This is a genomic window from Roseateles sp. YR242 (assembly GCF_900109745.1).
In the GTDB taxonomy this organism is placed as follows: domain Bacteria; phylum Pseudomonadota; class Gammaproteobacteria; order Burkholderiales; family Burkholderiaceae_C; genus Roseateles.
The window spans coordinates 281,102-298,366 of the sequence record NZ_FOAV01000003.1 but is presented as its reverse complement, the minus strand read 5'-3'; the positions used below and the strand labels follow the sequence as shown (position 1 = coordinate 298,366).

General features: G+C 68.0%; 18 protein-coding genes. 12 read left to right on the top strand and 6 right to left on the bottom strand.

What is annotated here, in order from left to right; genetic code table 11:
- Positions 1–179: 179 nt before the first annotated feature.
- The gene (locus tag BMY53_RS08495) at positions 180–1,487 is read right to left on the bottom strand and encodes a septal ring lytic transglycosylase RlpA family protein (RefSeq protein WP_092945549.1); all 1,308 of its coding nucleotides are present in this window, start codon (positions 1,485–1,487) and stop codon (positions 180–182) included.
- A gap of 73 nt (positions 1,488–1,560) precedes the next feature.
- Here BMY53_RS08495 and BMY53_RS08490 point away from each other — a divergent pair, with 73 nt between their 5' ends.
- From BMY53_RS08490 to BMY53_RS08460, 7 genes are all read left to right on the top strand, one after another.
- A complete protein-coding gene (locus BMY53_RS08490; RefSeq protein WP_092945936.1) occupies positions 1,561–2,259 on the top strand; it encodes a fumarylacetoacetate hydrolase family protein in 699 nt (232 codons plus the stop codon).
- Between the two features lie 10 nt (positions 2,260–2,269).
- Entirely contained in the window at positions 2,270–3,130 is an 861-nt protein-coding gene (gene nadC, locus BMY53_RS08485; protein ID WP_092945547.1) for a carboxylating nicotinate-nucleotide diphosphorylase, read from the top strand.
- A gap of 221 nt (positions 3,131–3,351) precedes the next feature.
- A complete protein-coding gene (locus tag BMY53_RS08480; protein ID WP_092945545.1) occupies positions 3,352–4,182 on the top strand; it encodes a GntR family transcriptional regulator in 831 nt (276 codons plus the stop codon).
- Complete coding sequence (locus tag BMY53_RS08475) at positions 4,179–4,991, top strand: transporter substrate-binding domain-containing protein (RefSeq protein WP_092945543.1); 813 nt, start codon at positions 4,179–4,181, stop codon at positions 4,989–4,991. The genes BMY53_RS08480 and BMY53_RS08475 overlap by 4 nt, the downstream gene beginning before the upstream one ends.
- Positions 4,992–5,371: 380 nt before the next feature.
- Positions 5,372–6,088, top strand: coding sequence for an amino acid ABC transporter permease (locus BMY53_RS08470; protein ID WP_092945934.1), 717 nt, complete (start codon positions 5,372–5,374; stop codon positions 6,086–6,088).
- Entirely contained in the window at positions 6,081–6,734 is a 654-nt protein-coding gene (locus BMY53_RS08465; RefSeq protein WP_092945541.1) for an amino acid ABC transporter permease, read from the top strand. Before BMY53_RS08470 ends, BMY53_RS08465 begins: the two co-directional genes overlap by 8 nt.
- A complete protein-coding gene (locus tag BMY53_RS08460) occupies positions 6,718–7,500 on the top strand; it encodes an amino acid ABC transporter ATP-binding protein (RefSeq protein WP_092945539.1) in 783 nt (260 codons plus the stop codon). The genes BMY53_RS08465 and BMY53_RS08460 overlap by 17 nt, the downstream gene beginning before the upstream one ends.
- 18 nt (positions 7,501–7,518) lie before the next feature.
- On the opposite strand, the gene BMY53_RS08455 is transcribed toward BMY53_RS08460, so the two are convergent.
- Genes BMY53_RS08455 through BMY53_RS08440 form a run of 4 tightly spaced genes read right to left on the bottom strand, consistent with a single transcriptional unit; the run spans position 7,519 to position 11,600 of the window.
- A complete protein-coding gene (locus BMY53_RS08455; RefSeq protein WP_092945537.1) occupies positions 7,519–8,274 on the bottom strand; it encodes a proteasome-type protease in 756 nt (251 codons plus the stop codon).
- A gap of 51 nt (positions 8,275–8,325) precedes the next feature.
- Positions 8,326–9,162 (bottom strand): transglutaminase family protein, encoded by an 837-nt coding sequence (locus tag BMY53_RS08450; RefSeq protein ID WP_092945535.1) that lies wholly within the window; start codon positions 9,160–9,162, stop codon positions 8,326–8,328.
- A gap of 36 nt (positions 9,163–9,198) precedes the next feature.
- A complete protein-coding gene (locus BMY53_RS08445) occupies positions 9,199–10,167 on the bottom strand; it encodes an alpha-E domain-containing protein (protein ID WP_092945533.1) in 969 nt (322 codons plus the stop codon).
- Entirely contained in the window at positions 10,161–11,600 is a 1,440-nt protein-coding gene (locus BMY53_RS08440; protein ID WP_092945531.1) for a circularly permuted type 2 ATP-grasp protein, read from the bottom strand. Before BMY53_RS08440 ends, BMY53_RS08445 begins: the two co-directional genes overlap by 7 nt.
- Before the next feature lie 307 nt (positions 11,601–11,907).
- Between BMY53_RS08440 and BMY53_RS08435 the strand changes: the two genes are divergently transcribed.
- From BMY53_RS08435 to BMY53_RS08415, 5 genes are all read left to right on the top strand, one after another.
- Positions 11,908–14,118, top strand: coding sequence for a diguanylate cyclase domain-containing protein (locus tag BMY53_RS08435; protein WP_092945529.1), 2,211 nt, complete (start codon positions 11,908–11,910; stop codon positions 14,116–14,118).
- 24 nt (positions 14,119–14,142) lie between these two features.
- On the top strand, positions 14,143–14,559 hold the full coding sequence (locus BMY53_RS08430) for a winged helix-turn-helix domain-containing protein (RefSeq protein ID WP_310732108.1): 417 nt from the start codon (positions 14,143–14,145) through the stop codon (positions 14,557–14,559).
- Between the two features lie 153 nt (positions 14,560–14,712).
- Positions 14,713–15,531: a molybdate ABC transporter substrate-binding protein gene (gene modA, locus BMY53_RS08425; RefSeq protein WP_255370091.1), complete on the top strand. Its 819-nt coding sequence runs from the start codon at positions 14,713–14,715 to the stop codon at positions 15,529–15,531.
- A 53-nt stretch (positions 15,532–15,584) separates the two neighbouring features.
- The gene (gene modB / locus BMY53_RS08420) at positions 15,585–16,253 is read left to right on the top strand and encodes a molybdate ABC transporter permease subunit (RefSeq protein ID WP_092945527.1); all 669 of its coding nucleotides are present in this window, start codon (positions 15,585–15,587) and stop codon (positions 16,251–16,253) included.
- The gene (locus BMY53_RS08415; RefSeq protein WP_092945525.1) at positions 16,250–16,972 is read left to right on the top strand and encodes an ABC transporter ATP-binding protein; all 723 of its coding nucleotides are present in this window, start codon (positions 16,250–16,252) and stop codon (positions 16,970–16,972) included. Before modB ends, BMY53_RS08415 begins: the two co-directional genes overlap by 4 nt.
- Here BMY53_RS08415 and BMY53_RS08410 read toward each other — a convergent pair.
- Positions 16,966–17,229 carry a DUF11 domain-containing protein gene (locus BMY53_RS08410; protein ID WP_177200793.1) on the bottom strand — a complete coding sequence of 88 codons (264 nt, stop codon included), beginning with the start codon at positions 17,227–17,229 and terminating at the stop codon, positions 16,966–16,968. The genes BMY53_RS08415 and BMY53_RS08410 overlap by 7 nt on opposite strands.
- Between the last annotated feature and the right edge of the window lie 36 nt (positions 17,230–17,265).

The window sequence follows — 17,265 nt, the reverse complement described above, 5'->3', positions numbered from 1 at the left end:
CACAATGAGGACCCCTTGGGCAGGTGGTCCGGGCCACATGGGCGCACAGGCCGGACGCAGCGCTTCTCCGGGCGGCGGTGGCACCGGGTGCGCTCGGCCCCGCCGAAACCTCGATCGGGGACAGTCAAGGAGTTTGAGTGAGGGTGCTCCCTGGACGCTGTACGGAAAGCGCCGTCCGATCAGCGCCGCTCGACCAGCACCGGCGTCAGCGCCATGGCCGTACGTACCTTCTCCGCGGCGGCCCGGGCGTCCTCGCGGGAGTTGAACGGACCGGCCTGCAGGCGGTGCAGTTGCTTGTCCTTGAAGATGGTCAGCATGGGTGCCATCCAGTCCAGGCTGCGGTTGAACTGTTCACGCAGGGTCTCCGCCCCCTCCAGGCGCGAGAAGGCGCCCAGTTGAAGCCAGAACCCCGCAGCGGCGGCCACCTGCATGCGCGGCAGTTTGGCGTCCGGCGCCAACGTGGGGGAGGCGGTGGGCAGGTCCTTGGGGCTGTCCAGGTCCGTGCCAGGGGGCAGTGCCACCACGGGGATGGGCACCATGCCGCTGTTTGCACCGCTGGATGCAACGCTGTTTGTGCCGTTGTTTGTGCCGTTGTTCGCACCACTTGCGGCATAGCCCGCCTCACCCGCGCCGACGTTCCCACTCGCCGCTGCGGGCTGAGCCACCTGGGCCGGGGTGTTCTGCGCCACGGAGGCTAGCTGGGTGGCCTGGGCCGTCGGGGCCACCGGGCGCGGCGTGGGCCTGGATGTTTGCGCTGCCGTTGCCGTTGGCGCGTTGCGCAACTGCCCCGTCGTGGTCACTTCCGGCGCGCCGCTGGGCGTGGCGGCCGCATACACCGGGGTGTCCGGCACGTCCGCCGGCGAAGGCATGTCCTTGCCGCGTAGCCAGGCGCCGGTACGGATGTCCTCATAGGTGATGCGCTCCACCTCCACCTCGGAGACCCCGCGCAGCAGGTCCAGCTTCAGGGCGGCGGTGTAGCTCAGGTCGATGATGCGGCCCCCATGGAACGGCCCGCGGTCGTTGATGCGCACGATCACCTCCCGCCCGTTCTTCGGGTTGCGCACCCGCGCGTAGCTGGGGATGGGCATGGTGGGATGCGCCGCCGTCATGGCGTACATGTTGTAGACCTCCCCGCTGGAGGTCGGCTTGCCATGAAACTTGCGGCCATACCAGGACGCCAGGCCCCGCTGCACCAGCTGGTCGTCGTCGGTGAGCGGTTCATATCGCTGGCCGGCCACCGCATAGGGCTTGTTGGGCCCCCCCTTGCGGATGGATTCCGGGCGGGGCAGGGCGTCAGGGATCTTGTCCAGGTCGGCCGGCACCACGGATTCCGGGCCGTCGCGGGACGGCCACTGGGTGACCTTGGGGCTGGAAGTACCGGGTGTGGCGGGGCGGCTGGGGGCGGGTCCACGGCTGGCACAGGCGGCCAGGATCAGGGCACTCGTCAGGACGGCCAGACGCTGGCCGGCGGGGCGGGCTTCAAACATGGGCGCAACCCTAGCAATGTGGGCCGGTTTTGCCAAGGTTATGCTGCACGGGTTCGTTCATTCCCGTACAGCCATGAACTCCTTCATCTTCGAACCCGCTCCGCAGGCCGCCGTGGCCGTGCGTGGCACCGATGCCCGTTACGCCGTCAGCCGCATCTTCTGCGTGGGCCGCAATTACGCCGCACACGCCCGGGAGATGGGGAGCGACCCCGACCGCGAACCGCCGTTCTATTTCACCAAGCCCGCCAGCGCCCTGGCGCCCTCGGGCGGCACCATTCCCTACGCACCGGGCACCAAGAACCTCCACTATGAAATGGAGCTGGTGGTTGCCATCGGCAAACCGGTCTTCCGCGCGACGCCGGAGCAGGCCGCCGACGCCGTCTGGGGCTACGCTGCGGGCCTGGACATGACCCGCCGCGACCTGCAGAACGAAGCCAAGGCCATCGGCCGTCCCTGGGACCTGGGCAAGGGCTTCGAGCACTCGGCGGTCATCACGCCGCTGGTGCCCCGCAGCGAACTCGGCGAGCTCAAGGCCGGCGCCATCACCCTGAGTGTGAACGGCACCGAAAAGCAACGCGGCGATCTCTCCGACATGATCTGGAGCATCCCCGAACTGGTGGCCAATCTCTCGCAGTTCTATCACCTGCAGCCGGGTGACCTGATCTACACGGGCACGCCTGAAGGCGTGGGCCCGGTGAAGCCTGGCGACACCATCCATGGTGTGATCGAAGGCTTCGGCGAACTGACCATCCAGATCGGCGACGCCGAATAAGACCTCTGCGATGTTCGACCACAACGAGAGTCTGGCCGAGGCGCGCGAGCGCAACATCCGCGACGCGCTGTTCGAGGACATCGGTGTCAGCGACTGGACAGCACAACTGGTGCCTGCCGGGCGCCAGGTACGTGCGCATGTGCGTGTCCGCGAGGCGGCCGTGCTTTGCGGACGGGACTGGTTCGAAGGTGTCTTCCAGCAGCTGGACGGTTCCAGCCGCATCACCTGGCAGTATGAGGAAGGCGCCGACATGGCGGCCGACACCGTCGTCTGCCAGATCGAGGCGGATGGCCGTGCGCTGCTGTCGGCCGAGCGCCCCGCGCTGAACTTCCTGCAACTGCTCTCCGGCACCGCCACGACCACCCGCGCCCATGCCCGGGCAATCGAAGGCGCCAGCCCCAACCCCAAGGGTTGCGCGGTGCTGGACACCCGCAAGACCCTGCCGGGCCTGCGGCTGGCGCAGAAGTACGCGGTGCGGGTGGGCGGCGGTGCCAACCAGCGCCTGGCGCTGTATGACGGCATCCTGATCAAGGAAAACCACATCGCCGCTGCCGGTGGCGTCACGCAGGCACTGCAACAGGCGCAGGCGCTGCAGGCGGGTGTGTCCATCCAGGTGGAAGTGGAAACCTTGGATCAGCTGCGCGAGGCGCTGGCTGCCGGCGCGGTCAGCGTGCTGCTGGACAACTTCAGCGAAGCCATGATGCGCGAGGCGGTGACCATCAGTGCTGGCCAGGCGCTGCTGGAAGTCTCCGGCGGCGTGGCGCTGGACCAACTGCGCTGGATTGCTGCCACGGGGGTGGACCGCATCTCCATCGGCCGCCTGACCAAGGATGTGAAGGCGGTGGACTACTCGATGCGCGTCGACGGCTGAAGCGTCCGCGCTTCGCCGCCCCGGTCTGCCCAGCAGCCGGCGAGCCGCCCCACCGGCGGCCGCCGGCTGATTCGTTTCCAGCCTCGGCACTGGGATAGTGCCCGTGGCTCGCCCCATGAGCCAGAACCGGGCATGCCGGCCGCCGCCGCACACCAAGGCTGTGCGCATGGCTTGCATACAAGACAGATGAACGCTGGCACGGAAGCTGCAAAGCCCAGGGCATGGGCTCCACCGCCACCGACATCAGCCAGCGCATCATCGAAGCCGTGCTGGCGCAGAAGCTGCCTCCCGCCACGCGGCTGGGGGAGCAGCAACTGGCCTTGCTGTTCGACTGCAGCCGCACCATCGTCCGGGAAGCGCTGACGCGTCTGGCCGCGCGCGGCATCGTGACGGTGAGCGCGCGGCGCGGCTGGTATCTCATCGCGCCTTCCCAGGACGAGGCGCGGGAGGCCTTCGAGGCCCGTCGCGTCATCGAGCTGGGCCTCATCCGCGGCCAACCCGCCCAGCGTCAGCTGGACAAACCCGCACTCTCCCGCCTGCGCCGGCACCTGCAGCAGGAGCGCGCCGCCCTGCGGGGTGACGACGTGGGGGCACGCAGCTTCCTGCTGGGCGACTTCCATGTCTGCCTGGCGGAGTGCCTGGGCAACAGCCTGCTGGCCGACACGCTGCGCGACTTCACCGCGCGCACCACGCTGACGGCCATGCTGTATCAGTCCTCCCATGACGCCGCGCAGTCCTGCCAGGAGCATGTCGCCATCGTGGACGCGCTGGAGCAGGGCGACATTGCCCAGGCCGAGGCGTTGATGGCCGCGCACCTGGCCAGTGTGCAGGCGGCCCTGCAACTGCCCGCCAACAGTGATCCGCTTCACCTGCTTCGGCAGGCCTTGGCACCCGTGCCCCGGGCGCGTTCCCCACGGACGGCTGGAACCGCCGCCCGGAAGGCACGTGCCCGCGCAGGGCCTGATTCCGACTCCGGCCTTGATGCCGACCCCGACTCCGGCATCACTGCCGCCGACGATCCCCCCGCCGCCTATCTAGGAGCCTTGTTATGAGCCTTGCCGCCGCTTCCTTCGTTCCCGCCACCGTCACGCGCCGGCTGCTGCTGGCCGCCGGCCTGTGCCTTGCCGTTGCCGGTGTGCAGGCCCAGACCGCGCTGGACACCATCACCAAGTCCAAGACCATCAAGATCGCGATCCCGACGGACTACCCGCCTTACGGTTTCGTCGGCCCCGACATGAAGCCCCAGGGCCTGGACGTGGCCATGGCCGAACTGATCGCGGCCAAGCTGGGCGTGAAGGTCGAGCTGCTGCCAGTCACCAGCGCCAACCGCATCCCCTATCTGCAGACGAAGAAGGCGGACCTGGTCATCTCCTCGCTGGGCAAGAACCCGGACCGCGAGAAGGTGATCAATTTCACCGCCGCCTACGCGCCGTTCTACCAGGCGGTGTTTGCGCCCAAGAGCCTGGCCATCAAGTCCTTTGCGGATCTGGCCGGCAAGTCGGTGGCGGTGACGCGTGGCGCGATGGAAGACCAGGAACTGGGCAAGGTGGCGCCCACGTCGCTGGAGTTCAAGCGCTTCGAGGACAACAACGCCACCATCGCCGCTTTCTCGGCGGGGCAGACGCAGGTGCTGGCCACCAGCGCGGCCGTGGCCGCCAACCTGATGCAGCGCAACCCCGGCCTGAACATCGAATACAAGCTGCTGCTCAAGGACAGCCCGTGTTTTGTCGGCGTCGCCAAGGGTGAAGACGCGCTGCTGGCCAAGGTCAACAGCATCATCGCCGCCGCGAAAAAAGCCGGTGAACTGGAGGCCCTCTCCAAGAAGTGGCTGGGCCGGGGGACGGGTGAACTTCCTGAATGATGCCCCCGGCTGTTCGGGCCTAGGGCCCGAACAGCCGCCCCCCGAGGGGGCAACGGGCCTCCTTGGGGCGGCCCGGCGGAGACCCGCTTCGCCGACAAGAGCCCCGCTTGAACGACGCCTGCGGCGCGTTCAGGCGACTGGATGCGAAGAGGTGCGGTGTAGGTGAGGCTGAAGCAGGCCTGCGGCACTGGTGAGAGCCTCGCTCCGCTGATGAGAGCCCCGCTTGAACGACGCCTGCGGCGCGTTCAGGCGACTGGATGCGAAGAGGTGCGGTGTAGGTGAGGCTGAAGGAGGCCTGCGGTGCTGGTGAGAGCCCCGCTTGAACGGCGCCTTTGGCGCGTTCGGGCGACGGGCTGTGGGTAAGTCTGAAGGAGGGTGTGATGGAGTTCGACTTTGGCGCAGTACTGGCGGAATGGCCGCTGCTGCTGCGCGGGCTGGGCTGGACCGTCGGCCTGACCGCCGTGGCCGTGCCGCTGGGGCTGCTGGCCGCGACGGCCGGCGCATGGGCCCGTGCCTGTGGGCCCCGGTGGCTGGCGCGCACAGTGGGTGTGTATGTGGAACTGCTGCGCAACACCCCCTTCATCGTGCAGCTGTTCTTCATCTTCTTCGGCCTGCCGTCACTCGGCGTGAAGCTGTCGCCCGAACTGGCCTCGGTCATCGCCATGACACTCAACCTCGGCGCCTACGGCACCGAGATCCTGCGCGCCGGCATCCAGGCCACCCCCAAGGGCCAGTGGGAAGCCGCCTACAGCCTGGCCATGGGACCCATGCAGACCTTCGTCCGGGTGGTGCTGCCGCCTTCCTTCAAGCGCGTGTGGCCGGCCATGACCAGCCAGATCATCATCGTCATGCTGGGCACCGCCGTGTGCGGCCAGATCTCCACCGAAGAACTGAGCTACGCCACCAACCTGATCCACAGCCGCAACTTCCGGGCCTTCGAGGCCACCTTCGTGGCAGTAGGCCTCTATCTGGCCCTGAGCATCGTGGTGCGCCACCTGCTGCTATGGGTGGGCGCCCGGTTCCTGTTCGGCAGCGCGCCCACCCTGGCCGCCCGCCCGACCTTGATCAGCCGCTGGCTGGGAGCCCGCCATGGTTGAGTTCACACTCTGGGACATCCTGCGCAACCTGCTGATGGCCCTGCGCTGGACAGTGGCGCTCTCACTCATCGCCTTCATCGGCGGCGGCGTGGTGGGCGCCCTGCTGCTGTGCCTGCGGCTGGGCCTGGGCCGGCGCGCGGGTCGGCTGATCAGCCTGTATGTGCAGGTCTTCCAGGGCACGCCGCTGCTGATGCAGCTGTTCCTGGCCTACTTCGGCATGTCGCTGCTGGGCGTGGATGTGTCCGCGTGGACAGCGGCCAGTGTGGCGCTCACCCTCTACACCAGCGCCTACCTCACCGAGATCTGGCGCGGCTGCGTGGAGGCCGTGCCCAAGGGGCAATGGGAGGCCGCACGCAGCCTGGCCATGAGCTTCGGTGAACAACTGCGGCACGTGGTGCTGCCGCAGGCGCTGCGCCTGGCCATCGCCCCCACGGTGGGGTTTCTGGTGCAGGTGATCAAGGGCACCGCCCTGGCGTCGGTGATCGGCTTCGCCGAACTCACCAAGACCGGCAGCATGATGGCCAACGCCAGCTTCAAACCCTTCCTGGTGTTTGGCTGCGTTGCGCTGATGTATTTCGTCCTGTGTTTCCCGGTGAGCCTGTTCGCCCAATATCTGGAAAGGAAAAGCCATGGCCGCCCAGCCTGAAGACCTCACGGCGCCGACGGTGGCGCCCCGTGTGCCCGTGGTGCGCATCACCGCGCTGCGCAAGTCCTATGGCACGAACGAAGTGCTCAAGGGCATCGACCTGGACGTGTTGCGGGGAGAGGTCATCGCGCTGATCGGCAAGAGCGGCTCCGGCAAGAGCACACTGCTGCGCTGCATCAACGGCCTGGAGCAGTTCCAGGACGGCTCGCTGACGGTGGCCGGCAAGCCGCTGCTCCATGAAAGCGCCATGGCCATGCGGACCCTGCGCCAGCAGGTCGGCATGATCTTCCAGAGCTTCAACCTCTTTCCGCACCTCACGGTGGGCCGCAACGTGATGCTGGCGCCCACGCTGGTGAAGCAGCGCAGCGTGCGCGAGGCGACGGCGCAGGCCAAGGCCCTGCTGGCGCGCGTCGGGCTGGCGGAGAAGTTCGATGCCCTGCCGGAGCAACTGTCCGGTGGTCAACAGCAGCGTGTGGCCATTGCGCGTGCGCTGGCCATGGAACCCCAGGTGCTGCTGTGCGACGAGATCACCTCCGCGCTGGACCCCGAACTCGTGGGCGAGGTGCTGCGCGTGGTGGAGTCACTGGCCGAAGAGGGCATGACGCTGCTGATGGTCACCCACGAGATGAACTTTGCCCGCAAGGTGGCGGACCGGGTCATCTTCATGCATCAGGGCCGCGTCCATGAGATCGGCCCGCCGGCCGAGATCTTCGGTGCGCCCAAGACGCCGGAACTCAAGCAGTTCCTCGCGTCCCTGCACGACTGACCAGGCGGCTCAGCCGCCTCAGCTGCCGAGTTGGTCCGGTGAGAACCAGTCGCCGTCCGGCAGTTCGGCGAACACCCGCTTGAGGCCGCCGCCCCAGCCTTGCCGCAAGGCGCTGAAGTAGGGGTCCTGGTGGGTGATGCGGTGCGGCTGCGCCGGCGCGAAGCTGTCGGTGCGGTAGAGCAGCATGTCCAGCGGCAGGCCCACGGACAGGTTGCTGCGGATGGTCGAGTCGAATGAAATCAACGCGCACTTGGTCGCTTCGGTCAGCGAGCTTTCGAAATCGATCACCCGGTCGATGATGGGCTTGCCGTATTTGGATTCGCCGATCTGCAGGTAAGGCGTGTCTTCCGTCGCTTCGATGAAGTTGCCCTGCGGATAGACGTGAAAAATACGCGGCACCTCGCCACGGATCTGGCCGCCGACAATGAAGTTGGCACCGAAGTCCACGCCCTGGCTGTGCTGGCCACCACCTTCGCTGTCCCGTGCCACCACCTCTCTCAGCGTGCGGCCCACCAGCTCGGCAATGTCATACATGGAGCCGATGTTGAGCAGATGCTGCCCGGCCCCTTCCTTGGCGCGCTGGCGCAGGATGCTGACCACGCTCTGGGTCGTGGCCAGGTTGCCGGCATTCAGCAGCGTCACCAGCCGCTCACCCGGCACCTCAAACAGGTTCATCTTGCGGAACGTGGCGATGTGATCCACGCCCGCGTTGGTGCGGGAATCGGACGCAAACAGCACGCCGGCACGCAGCCGCATGGCAACACAGTAAGTCATGGGCCGTGAGATTAGCCTATCCCTTGGCAGCGCGGCACATTGCCCGCGTGCTCATTGCTGGTCGTGCGTGGCAGGTTTCACGAGCACCTTCGCCCGCATCGTCTCGGTACCGCCGCCCAGCCGCACGCCCCGCACCGGGCAAGCGTCCAGATAGTCGGCGCCAAAGGCCAGACGCACATGCCGCCCGTCCGCCAGGCACTGGTTGCTGATGTCGTAGCCCAGCCAGCCGCCTTCGGCCGCCTCGCTGAAGGTGGTCCCGCCGTCCGGCAGGCGGACTTCCGTCCAGGCGTGGCTGGCGACGTGTTCGGCGTCGGTGGCCAGGTAGCCGGAGACATAACGCGCCGGCAGGCCCAGCAGGCGGGCGCAGCAGGCAAAGACCTGCGCATGGTCCTGGCAGACGCCGCGGCCGGACGCAAAGGCCTCGGCGGCGGGGGTGGCCGCATCGGTGAAGCCCCGCACATACGGCATGCGTTCGCCCAGGGCCGCCATCAGCGCCAGCAGGGCTGCATGCGCGTCGCGCCGGGCGGTGTCGGCAAAACCCTGGGCAAATTCACGCAGCGCGGGGTCCGCCCGGGTCAGCTGGCTGTCCCGCAGGAAGACCGGGGCGGGGAATTCGTCGGTGGGGTCGGGGCGCGGCGGGGCATCGTCGGTCCGCACCTCACCAGCGGCATGCAGGTGGATTTCTCCACGCGGGCCATCCAGGCTCAGCACATGCATGGTGTTGCCGAAGGCATCCTTGCAGACCGTGGCCTGGGCTGGCAGCTGCAGGCCCCAGTGCAGCACCTGCAGGCCTGGTGAACGGCGCGGCGTCAGCCGCAGGTATTGGGTGCTGCGGCTGAGCGGCGCCGCGTAGGCATACACCGTGTCATGCGAGATGTGCAGATGCATGGCGCGTTCCGTTGGGTGCTCGTGCAGTCATGGCGCTCACTGCGCCTCGAAGTAGGCGCGCTGGATCGCCAGGCCCAGCAGGGCGGAGTCTTCCAGGAAGCCGGTCAGCCAGGTATGCAGGCCCGTGTCCAGGATCTCGTCCACCGCTCCATATTCCAGCCGCAAGGCCAGCTCGCCGGCCAGCTGTTTGACGGAACGGCCGGCATCCGAGGCACCCTCGCGCGATTCGATCTGCGGCAGGATGGACCGGATCTCGTCGCAGCAGGCGCGCAGGGAGCGCGGCACGTCCGGGCGCAGGATCAGCAGCTCGGTGACACGGCGGCCGTTGAGGCTGTCGCGGTAGGCCGCATGGTAGGCCTCGAAGGCGGAGAGCGAGCGCAGCAGTGCGTTCCAGGCGTAGAAATCCGGTGCGCTTTCGCTGGGCACGTCCACCGGCGCGAGCGTGTCCACCGCCGGGGCGATGAGCTGGGACTTCACGTCCAGCAGCCGCGCCGTGTTGTCCGCCCGTTCCACGAAGGTGCCCAGCCGAATGAAGCAGTAGGCGTCGTTGCGCTGCAGCGTGCCGTAGGTGGCGCCGCGGAAGAGGTGGGAGCGTTCCTTCACCCAGTCGAAGAAGGAGGAAGGGTCCGCCATGCCGCGGCGCGCCAGTTCACGCGCTTCCAGCCAGCTGGTGTTGATGGCCTCCCACATCTCGGCGGTGATCTGGCCGCGCACGGCGTGGGCGTTTTCCCGCGCCTGGCGGATGCAGGACAGCACCGAGGCCGGATTCTCGAGCTCCAGGCCCATGAAGCGGAACAGCTGCTCCGCGCTCAGCCGTGCATGGCGGGCCTGATAGGCCTCCAGCGTGCCCGTGACCGCCAACGGGGCGGCCAGTTCGGTGGCGGCGCCCCGGCTCTGCGGCAGCAGCGACAGCGAATGGGTCACGTCCAGCATGCGGACCAGATTCTCGGCCCGCTCCAGGTAGCGGCTCATCCAGTAGAGCTGGGCGGCGGTGCGGCTCAGCATGCGGTGCTCCTCTCCAGAATCCAGGTGTCCTTGGTGCCGCCGCCCTGCGACGAATTCACCACCAGCGACCCCGCCTTCAGCGCCACCCGCGTCAAGCCGCCGGCCACCATGTTGACCTCACGGCCGGAGAGCACAAAGGGCCGCAGGTCGATGTGGCGCGGCGCGATGCCGCGCTCCACAAAGGTCGGGCAGCTCGACAGGCACAAGGTGGGCTGCGCGATGTAGTTGGCCGGGTTGGCCTTCACCCGCTCCTTGAAGTCGGCCACCTCGGCCGCGGTGGCGGCCGGGCCCACCAGCATCCCGTAACCGCCGGCGCCGTGCACCTCCTTCACCACCAGGTCGGCCATGTGGTTGAGCACATGGTCCAGGTCCTGCGGCTTGCGGCACTGCCAGGTGGGCACGTTGTGCAGGATGGGCTCCTCGCCCAGGTAGAAGCGGATCATGTCCGGGACGTAGGGGTAGATGGACTTGTCGTCCGCCACGCCGGTACCGATGGCGTTGGCCAGCACCACATGGCCCTGCTTGTAGACCGAGAGCAGCCCGGGCACGCCCAGCATCGAGTCGGCGCGGAAGGCCAGCGGGTCCAGGAAGGCATCGTCGATGCGGCGGTAGATCACGTCCACGCGCTTGGGGCCCACCGTCGTGCGCATGAAGACAAAACCGTCCTTCACGAACAGGTCCTGCCCCTCCACCAGTTCCACCCCCATCTGCTGTGCGAGGAAGGCGTGTTCGAAGTAGGCGGAGTTGAAGGGGCCCGGCGTCAGCACCACCACGGTGGGGTTGTCCGCAGGGCTGGCCTGGCGGAGCGTGTTGAGCAGCAGCGCCGGGTAGTGGGCCACCGGAGCCACCGGGTAGCGGGCGAACAGCTCCGGGAAGAGCCGCATCATCATCTTGCGGTTCTCCAGCATGTAGCTCACGCCGGAGGGCACCCGCAGGTTGTCCTCCAGGACGTAATAACCGCCATCGGAATGGCGGATCAGGTCCACCCCGGTGATGTGGGCGTAGACCCCCAGCGGCAGGTCCAGCCCCTGCATCGCCGGCTGGTACTGCGCGTTGGCGAAGATCTGCTCCGCCGGAATCAGGCCGGCCTTGACGATTTCATGGTCGTGATAGATGTCCCAGAGGAAGCGGTTGAGGGCATTGACCCGCTGGCGCAGGCCCTGCTCCAGCATGCGCCAGTCGTCGGCGGGCACGATGCGGGGCACGGTGTCGAAGGGGATCAGCCGCTCGGCGCCAGCTTCGTCCCCATAAACGGCGAAGGTGATGCCCACCTTGTGGAACAGCAGGTCGGCCTCGGCCCGCTTCTTGGCCAGGGCGTCGGGGGTCTGGGCATGCAGCCAGTCGGCAAAGGCCTGGTAACTGGGCCGGATGCCGCCGCTTTGCAGCAGCATCTCGTCGTAATGGCCGGAGGCCGGCAGGGTCAGCGCGTGCATGGAGGCTCCAAGGGAGGACCGTCGGTGGCGGTCCGGACGGAGTGATTGCAAGGGGCGTGCCTGGAAATGGTGCCCCCGTCCGTCCGGGCCCGGTTGCCTTCAAGCCGCCCACAAGCCGCGCCCGCCGGGGGCTGCGGCCCACTTTGAGGCGCACCGGCAGTTCTGTGCCTGCGTCCAGGGCGCAAGCATTACCGGTTTTGGTGCGATTGGCGAGCCGCTGAGGTGCCGGCCGTGAGGGTGGCCCTGCTGTGGTGCGGCCGCACTATCCCGCGTTGCATCACCGGGGGGCAACTGGTCAAAATACCTCATGCAGATTCCCACCCCGGACCCGACGGTATCTTCCACGTCTGAGGCCGCCGCGCCAACGTCCGTGCCTCCTTCCTCGTCCGGTAGCCCCCGGTTGTTTGTGCCGGCACGCGGCTCTCGCGCATCGCTGGGCCGCTGGCTGACGGCCGTGGTGCTCTCGGCGGTGGCCGTGGCCCTGCTCAGTTCGGCCGTGCTGATCGAAAACTTCGCCCGCGCCCATGCGGAGCGCCGGGCTGTCCAGTCCCTGCGCCAGGTGGCCATCGACTTCCGCGACGCGCTGGACCGCGGCATGTCCCAGCAGTTCCGGGAGATCCGGGTGCTGGCCCAGCTGGAGACCTTCCGGGGTGGTGACGCTGCGGCCATGCGCCGGGCGCTCGACCAGGTCCAGATCGGCTTCGACCATTTCGCCTGGCTGGGCGTGACCGATGCGGATGGCAAGGTGGTGGCTGCCGCGGGGGGGCTGCTGGACGGCGTGGATGTCTCCAAGCGCCCCTGGTTCCAGGGCGCCCAGCGCGGCCCCTTTGTGGGAGACCTGCATGCGGCCGTGCTGCTGGAGCGCCTGCTGCCGCGCCAGAGCGACCCCTGGCGCTTCGTGGACTTCGCCATTCCGCTCGTGGACAACAACGGCCAGCGCCGTGGCGTGTTCGGTGCCCATCTGAGCTGGAGCTGGGCGCGCCAGATCAAGTCCGAGCTGATCGACGCCACCATGGCCAGCCACCAGGCGGACGCACTGATCCTGGGCAAGGACGGCTCGGTGATCCTGGGCCCCTCCAACCTGGAGGGCAAGAAGGTGCCGGTGCAGCCCGATGCGGGCGCCGCCTTGCGGCACTACGACTTCGACGGCAAGGAGTACTTCGCCATCAGCGTGCAGACGCAGGGCTACGGCCCGTACCCGGGCCTGGGCTGGACGGTGCTGGTGCGCCAGCCGGTGACCGTGGCGCTGGAAGACTATTACCGCCTGCGCAACCAGATCATCCTGAGTGCGCTCATTCTGCTGGCGCTGGCGGTGCCGCTGTCCTGGTGGCAGGCGCGCCGCCTGTCCCGCCCGCTGAACCAGCTCTCGCTCGCCATCGCCAACCGGCGCCATCTCAGCGAGGACGCGCTGCCCGAGGTGGGCGGCTACCGCGAGGTGGCGGTGCTCTCCCACGCGCTGACCGAACTGGCGCAGCGCCAGGCGCAGCAGGACGCCTCCCTGGCCCAGCTCAATGCCTCGCTGGAGGAGCGGGTGCATTCCCGCACGGTCGAGCTGGAGGTGGCGATGCAGCGCCAGGAAGCCAGCGAACGCCGGCTGCGCACCATCGCGGACAACCTGCCGGTGCTCATCTCCTACATCGACGCCGACCAGCGCCTGCGCTTCCTGAATGCCACCTTCCGCACCTGGCTGGGCACCGAGCCGGAGGCGGCGCTGGGCAAGACCCTGCTCGAGACCATCGGGCCGGTGCTTTATGAGCAACGCATGCCATCACTCAAGGGCGCGCTGGCGGGCGTGCGGCAACGCTTCGAGACCCGCTCCGAATCCAACGGCGTGATGCGCGACCTGCTGACCGAATATGTGCCCGACCTGCGGCCCGACGGCACGGTGGCCGGTGTCTACACGCTGAGCACCGACGTCTCTGCCTTCAAGCAGGTGGAGCGGGAACTGGACCAGCTCAGCCGCATCGACCCGCTCACCGGCCTGCCCAACCGCCGCCAGTTTGACCAGCGCCTGGCCGAGGCCCTGGCGCGGGCGCGGCGCAGCGGCCATGTCATGGCGCTGATGTTCATGGACCTGGACCGCTTCAAGCAGGTGAACGACAGCCTCGGCCATGCGGGCGGTGATGTGGTGCTGCAGACTTTTGCGGAACGCGTGCGCCGGGCCGTGCGTGAGACCGACCTGCTGTGCCGGCTGGCGGGCGACGAGTTCGTGCTGATTGTCGAGAACCTGAACGATGCGGACGAGGCCGGTCCGGTGGCCCAGAAGCTGCTGGATGCCGTCCGTGCACCGCTGATGGTGCTGGGCACGCCGGTGGAGCTGTCCACCAGCATCGGCATTGCCTGCACAGGCGCGGACACGGAGAGCGACTTGGCCTTCCTGGCCCGGGCGGACGATGCCTTGTATGCCGCGAAGGCGGCCGGGCGAGGCTGCTGGCGCCTGGCACGGGCGCCGCTGCCGACAAGTCAGACCAGCCAGACCGGCCAGCCTGGCCCGTCCGGCCCCACGCCCTGGGGTTGATCGGGGCTCGTGTTTAATCACGCCATGTCCCGCGCCAAGACTTCCCCTTCCGACGCCACCACCGAAGTGGTGAACCCCGCCGCCACCGAGGACCTGACGCCTCAGTTCAAGCTGCGCATGCGGGCCACCCAGGGCGAGGTGATCGCCATCGGGCCCGGCAAGATCGCCTTGCTGGAAGCGTTGGATGAGGCCGGCTCCATCACGGCCGCCGCCAAGGCGCTGGGCATGTCCTACCGCCGCGCCTGGCTGTTGATCGATGAATTGAACCAATCCCTGCGCGAGCCGGCGGTGGCCACCGCCGCAGGCGGCGCCCAGGGCGGTGGCAGCGCGCTGACCAAGAGCGGCCGGGCACTGGTGGCGTTGTACCGCCGCATCGAAGCGCAAGCGCTCAGCCACTGCGCGGGCGATATCCGCAAGTTGATGAAGATGCTGGCGGAGTGATCTGACGCCGCCCATGGCGCCAGCGCCGCCAAGGGTGCGAGCACCGCGTGGGCGCCCACCTGCCTTTGACCGGGTCGGACGCGTGGCGTCATATCCTGGGATATATTGCGGGCCGGCCTGACCCACGGAGGGCAGGCGCTTGCTGGAGCGCACATGAACACACATCAAGTCCCGGGAGTGAACCGTCGCCGCATCGCCCGCCGGGCCTGGTCCAAGGGCCTCGGGTTGGCAGTGGGTCTCGGTCTGGGCATGGGCCTGGGCGTGATGTCCTTCGCCGCCCAAGCCGCTGATGTGACTGTTTCCGCCGCCGCCAGCCTGACCAATGCCTTCAAGGAACTGGCGCCCGCCTTCGAGGCCCGGCACCCCGGCACCCGGCTGCAGCTCAACTTTGCCGCGTCGGATGCGCTTCTGGCTCAGATCGCCAAGGGCGCGCCGGTCGATGTGTTCGCCTCGGCGGACCAGGAAACCATGGACCGGGCCGAGCAGCAGAAACTGTTGGCTGCCGGCTCCCGCCGTGACTTCGTCAGCAACTCACTGGTGCTGATCACGCCGGTGGAGGGTGGCCTGCCGCTCAAGTCGCTGGCCGATCTGCAGCAGGCCGGCGTCAAGCGCGTGGCCATTGGCAAGCCGGAGGGTGTGCCGGCCGGCCGCTACGCCAAGGGCGCGCTGGAGGCGGCCAAGCTGTGGTCGGTGGTGGAGCCCAAGGCCGTGTTTGCACAGAACGTGCGCCAGGCCCTGGACTATGTGTCGCGCGGCGAAGCCGAAGCCGGTTTTGTCTACGGCACGGACGCATTGGTACAAAAGGACAAGGTCCGCATCCTGCTGACCGTACCCACGGAAACGCCCATCCGCTACCCGCTGGCCTTGATCAACCAGGCCCCGAATGCGACCGGCGGCAAAGCCTTCATCGACTATGTACTCTCGGCTGAGGGTCAGGCAGTGCTGGCCAAGTACGGCTTCTCCAAGCCCTGAGGCGCTGAACCCTGCTGAACCCCGCTGAACCCGAGCGCTGGACCTGACCCATCGTGGAAGCCGCCTGGATCGCCCTCGCACTCTCGCTCAAGGTGGCGGGCTGGGCCACGTTCCTGAACCTGGTGCTGGGCGTGGCGGCGGGCTTTGCGCTGGCCCGCTGGCGTCTCCCCGGCCGTGAGTTCATCGATGCCGTGCTCACGCTGCCGATGGTGCTGCCCCCCACCGTGCTGGGTTATTACCTGCTGGTCGTGATCGGCCGGCGCGGTTGGCTGGGTGGCTGGTTGTATGAGCACTTCGGCATCCAGTTGATCTTCACCTGGCAAGGCGCTGTGCTGGCGGCCACCATCGTCTCGTTTCCGCTGGTGCTCAAGTCGGCGCGGGCGGCCTTTGAAGGCGTGGACCCGCAATTGGAGCGGGCCGCTCGCGTCCTGGGCCTGGGCGAGTGGGCCGTGTTCTTCCGTGTCTCGCTGCCAATGGCCTGGCACGGCGTGCTGGCCGGTGTGCTGCTGGCCTTTGCCCGTGCGCTGGGTGAGTTCGGGGCCACGCTGATGGTGGCGGGCAGCATTCCCGGCAAGACCCAGACGCTCTCCATCGCCGTTTATGAAGCAGTGCAGGCCGGGCAGGACGACACCGCCAACCTGCTGGTGCTGGTGATCTCGGTCACCTGCATCGTGGTGCTGCTGTGTGCCGGCCGCCTGGCGCGTCCCCGAGGGGTGGCATGAGTTTCGAGGTCGACATTCGCAAGCGGGTCGGTGCGCATGGCCGGCAGTTCGAGCTGGCGGTCCGCTTCCGCACCGAGGCGCGCCGCACGGTGATCTACGGCCCTTCGGGTGCCGGCAAGAGCCTGACGCTGCAAGCCGTCGCCGGCCTGTTGAGGCCCGACGAAGGCGTGATCCGGGTGGACGGGCAACCGGTGTTCGACCACGCCAAGGGCATCGACGTGCCTGCGCGCGAACGCGGCCTGGGTTATCTGTTCCAGGACTACGCGCTGTTTCCGCACCTGACGGTGCGCCAGAACATTGCCTTCGGCCTGCAGAAGGGCTGGCTCAATCCGGCCCGCCAGGGCGCTGGCGGCGACGCGGTGGCGCGGTGGCTCAAGTCCCTGGAGCTGGAGCGCGTGGCTGACCAGCGCCCCCACCAGCTCTCTGGCGGCCAGCGGCAACGCACGGCGCTGGCGCGTGCACTGGTGAACGAGCCCAGGGCGCTGCTGCTGGACGAACCGTTCTCCGCGCTGGACCCCTCGTTGCGGGAGCGAACCCGCGACGAACTGGAAGCCCTGCTGGACAGCATCAGCATCCCGATGCTGATGATCACGCATGATCCGCAAGACCTGGAACGCTTCGGTGAACAGACGGTGTCCATCCTGGACGGCGCCATCCGCACGATGGCCGCGGATGCACTGGCGGACATGGTGAGCGGCGGGCAGCGCCACCGCTACTGAAGTTTCACGACCAGGGTCACCGTGCCGGACAGCCCGCTGTTCAACGCACCGCCGATCGTCCACTCCACCCGCCCATTGGCACCCACCGCAGGCTGGGCGGAGATGCTGCAGGTCAGGGTGGGCAGCGGCATGGTGCCGCAGGCCGCGGACTGGAACACCGTGTAGGCTGGCGTGGCGTCGGTGACCTTCAGCGACACGATGGCCTCGGTGCTGAGGTTGGAAAACGTGATGGTGTAGGTGATCAGGTCGCCGGCCACTGCCGCGCTGCGCCGATATCGCTGGTGATACCGGCC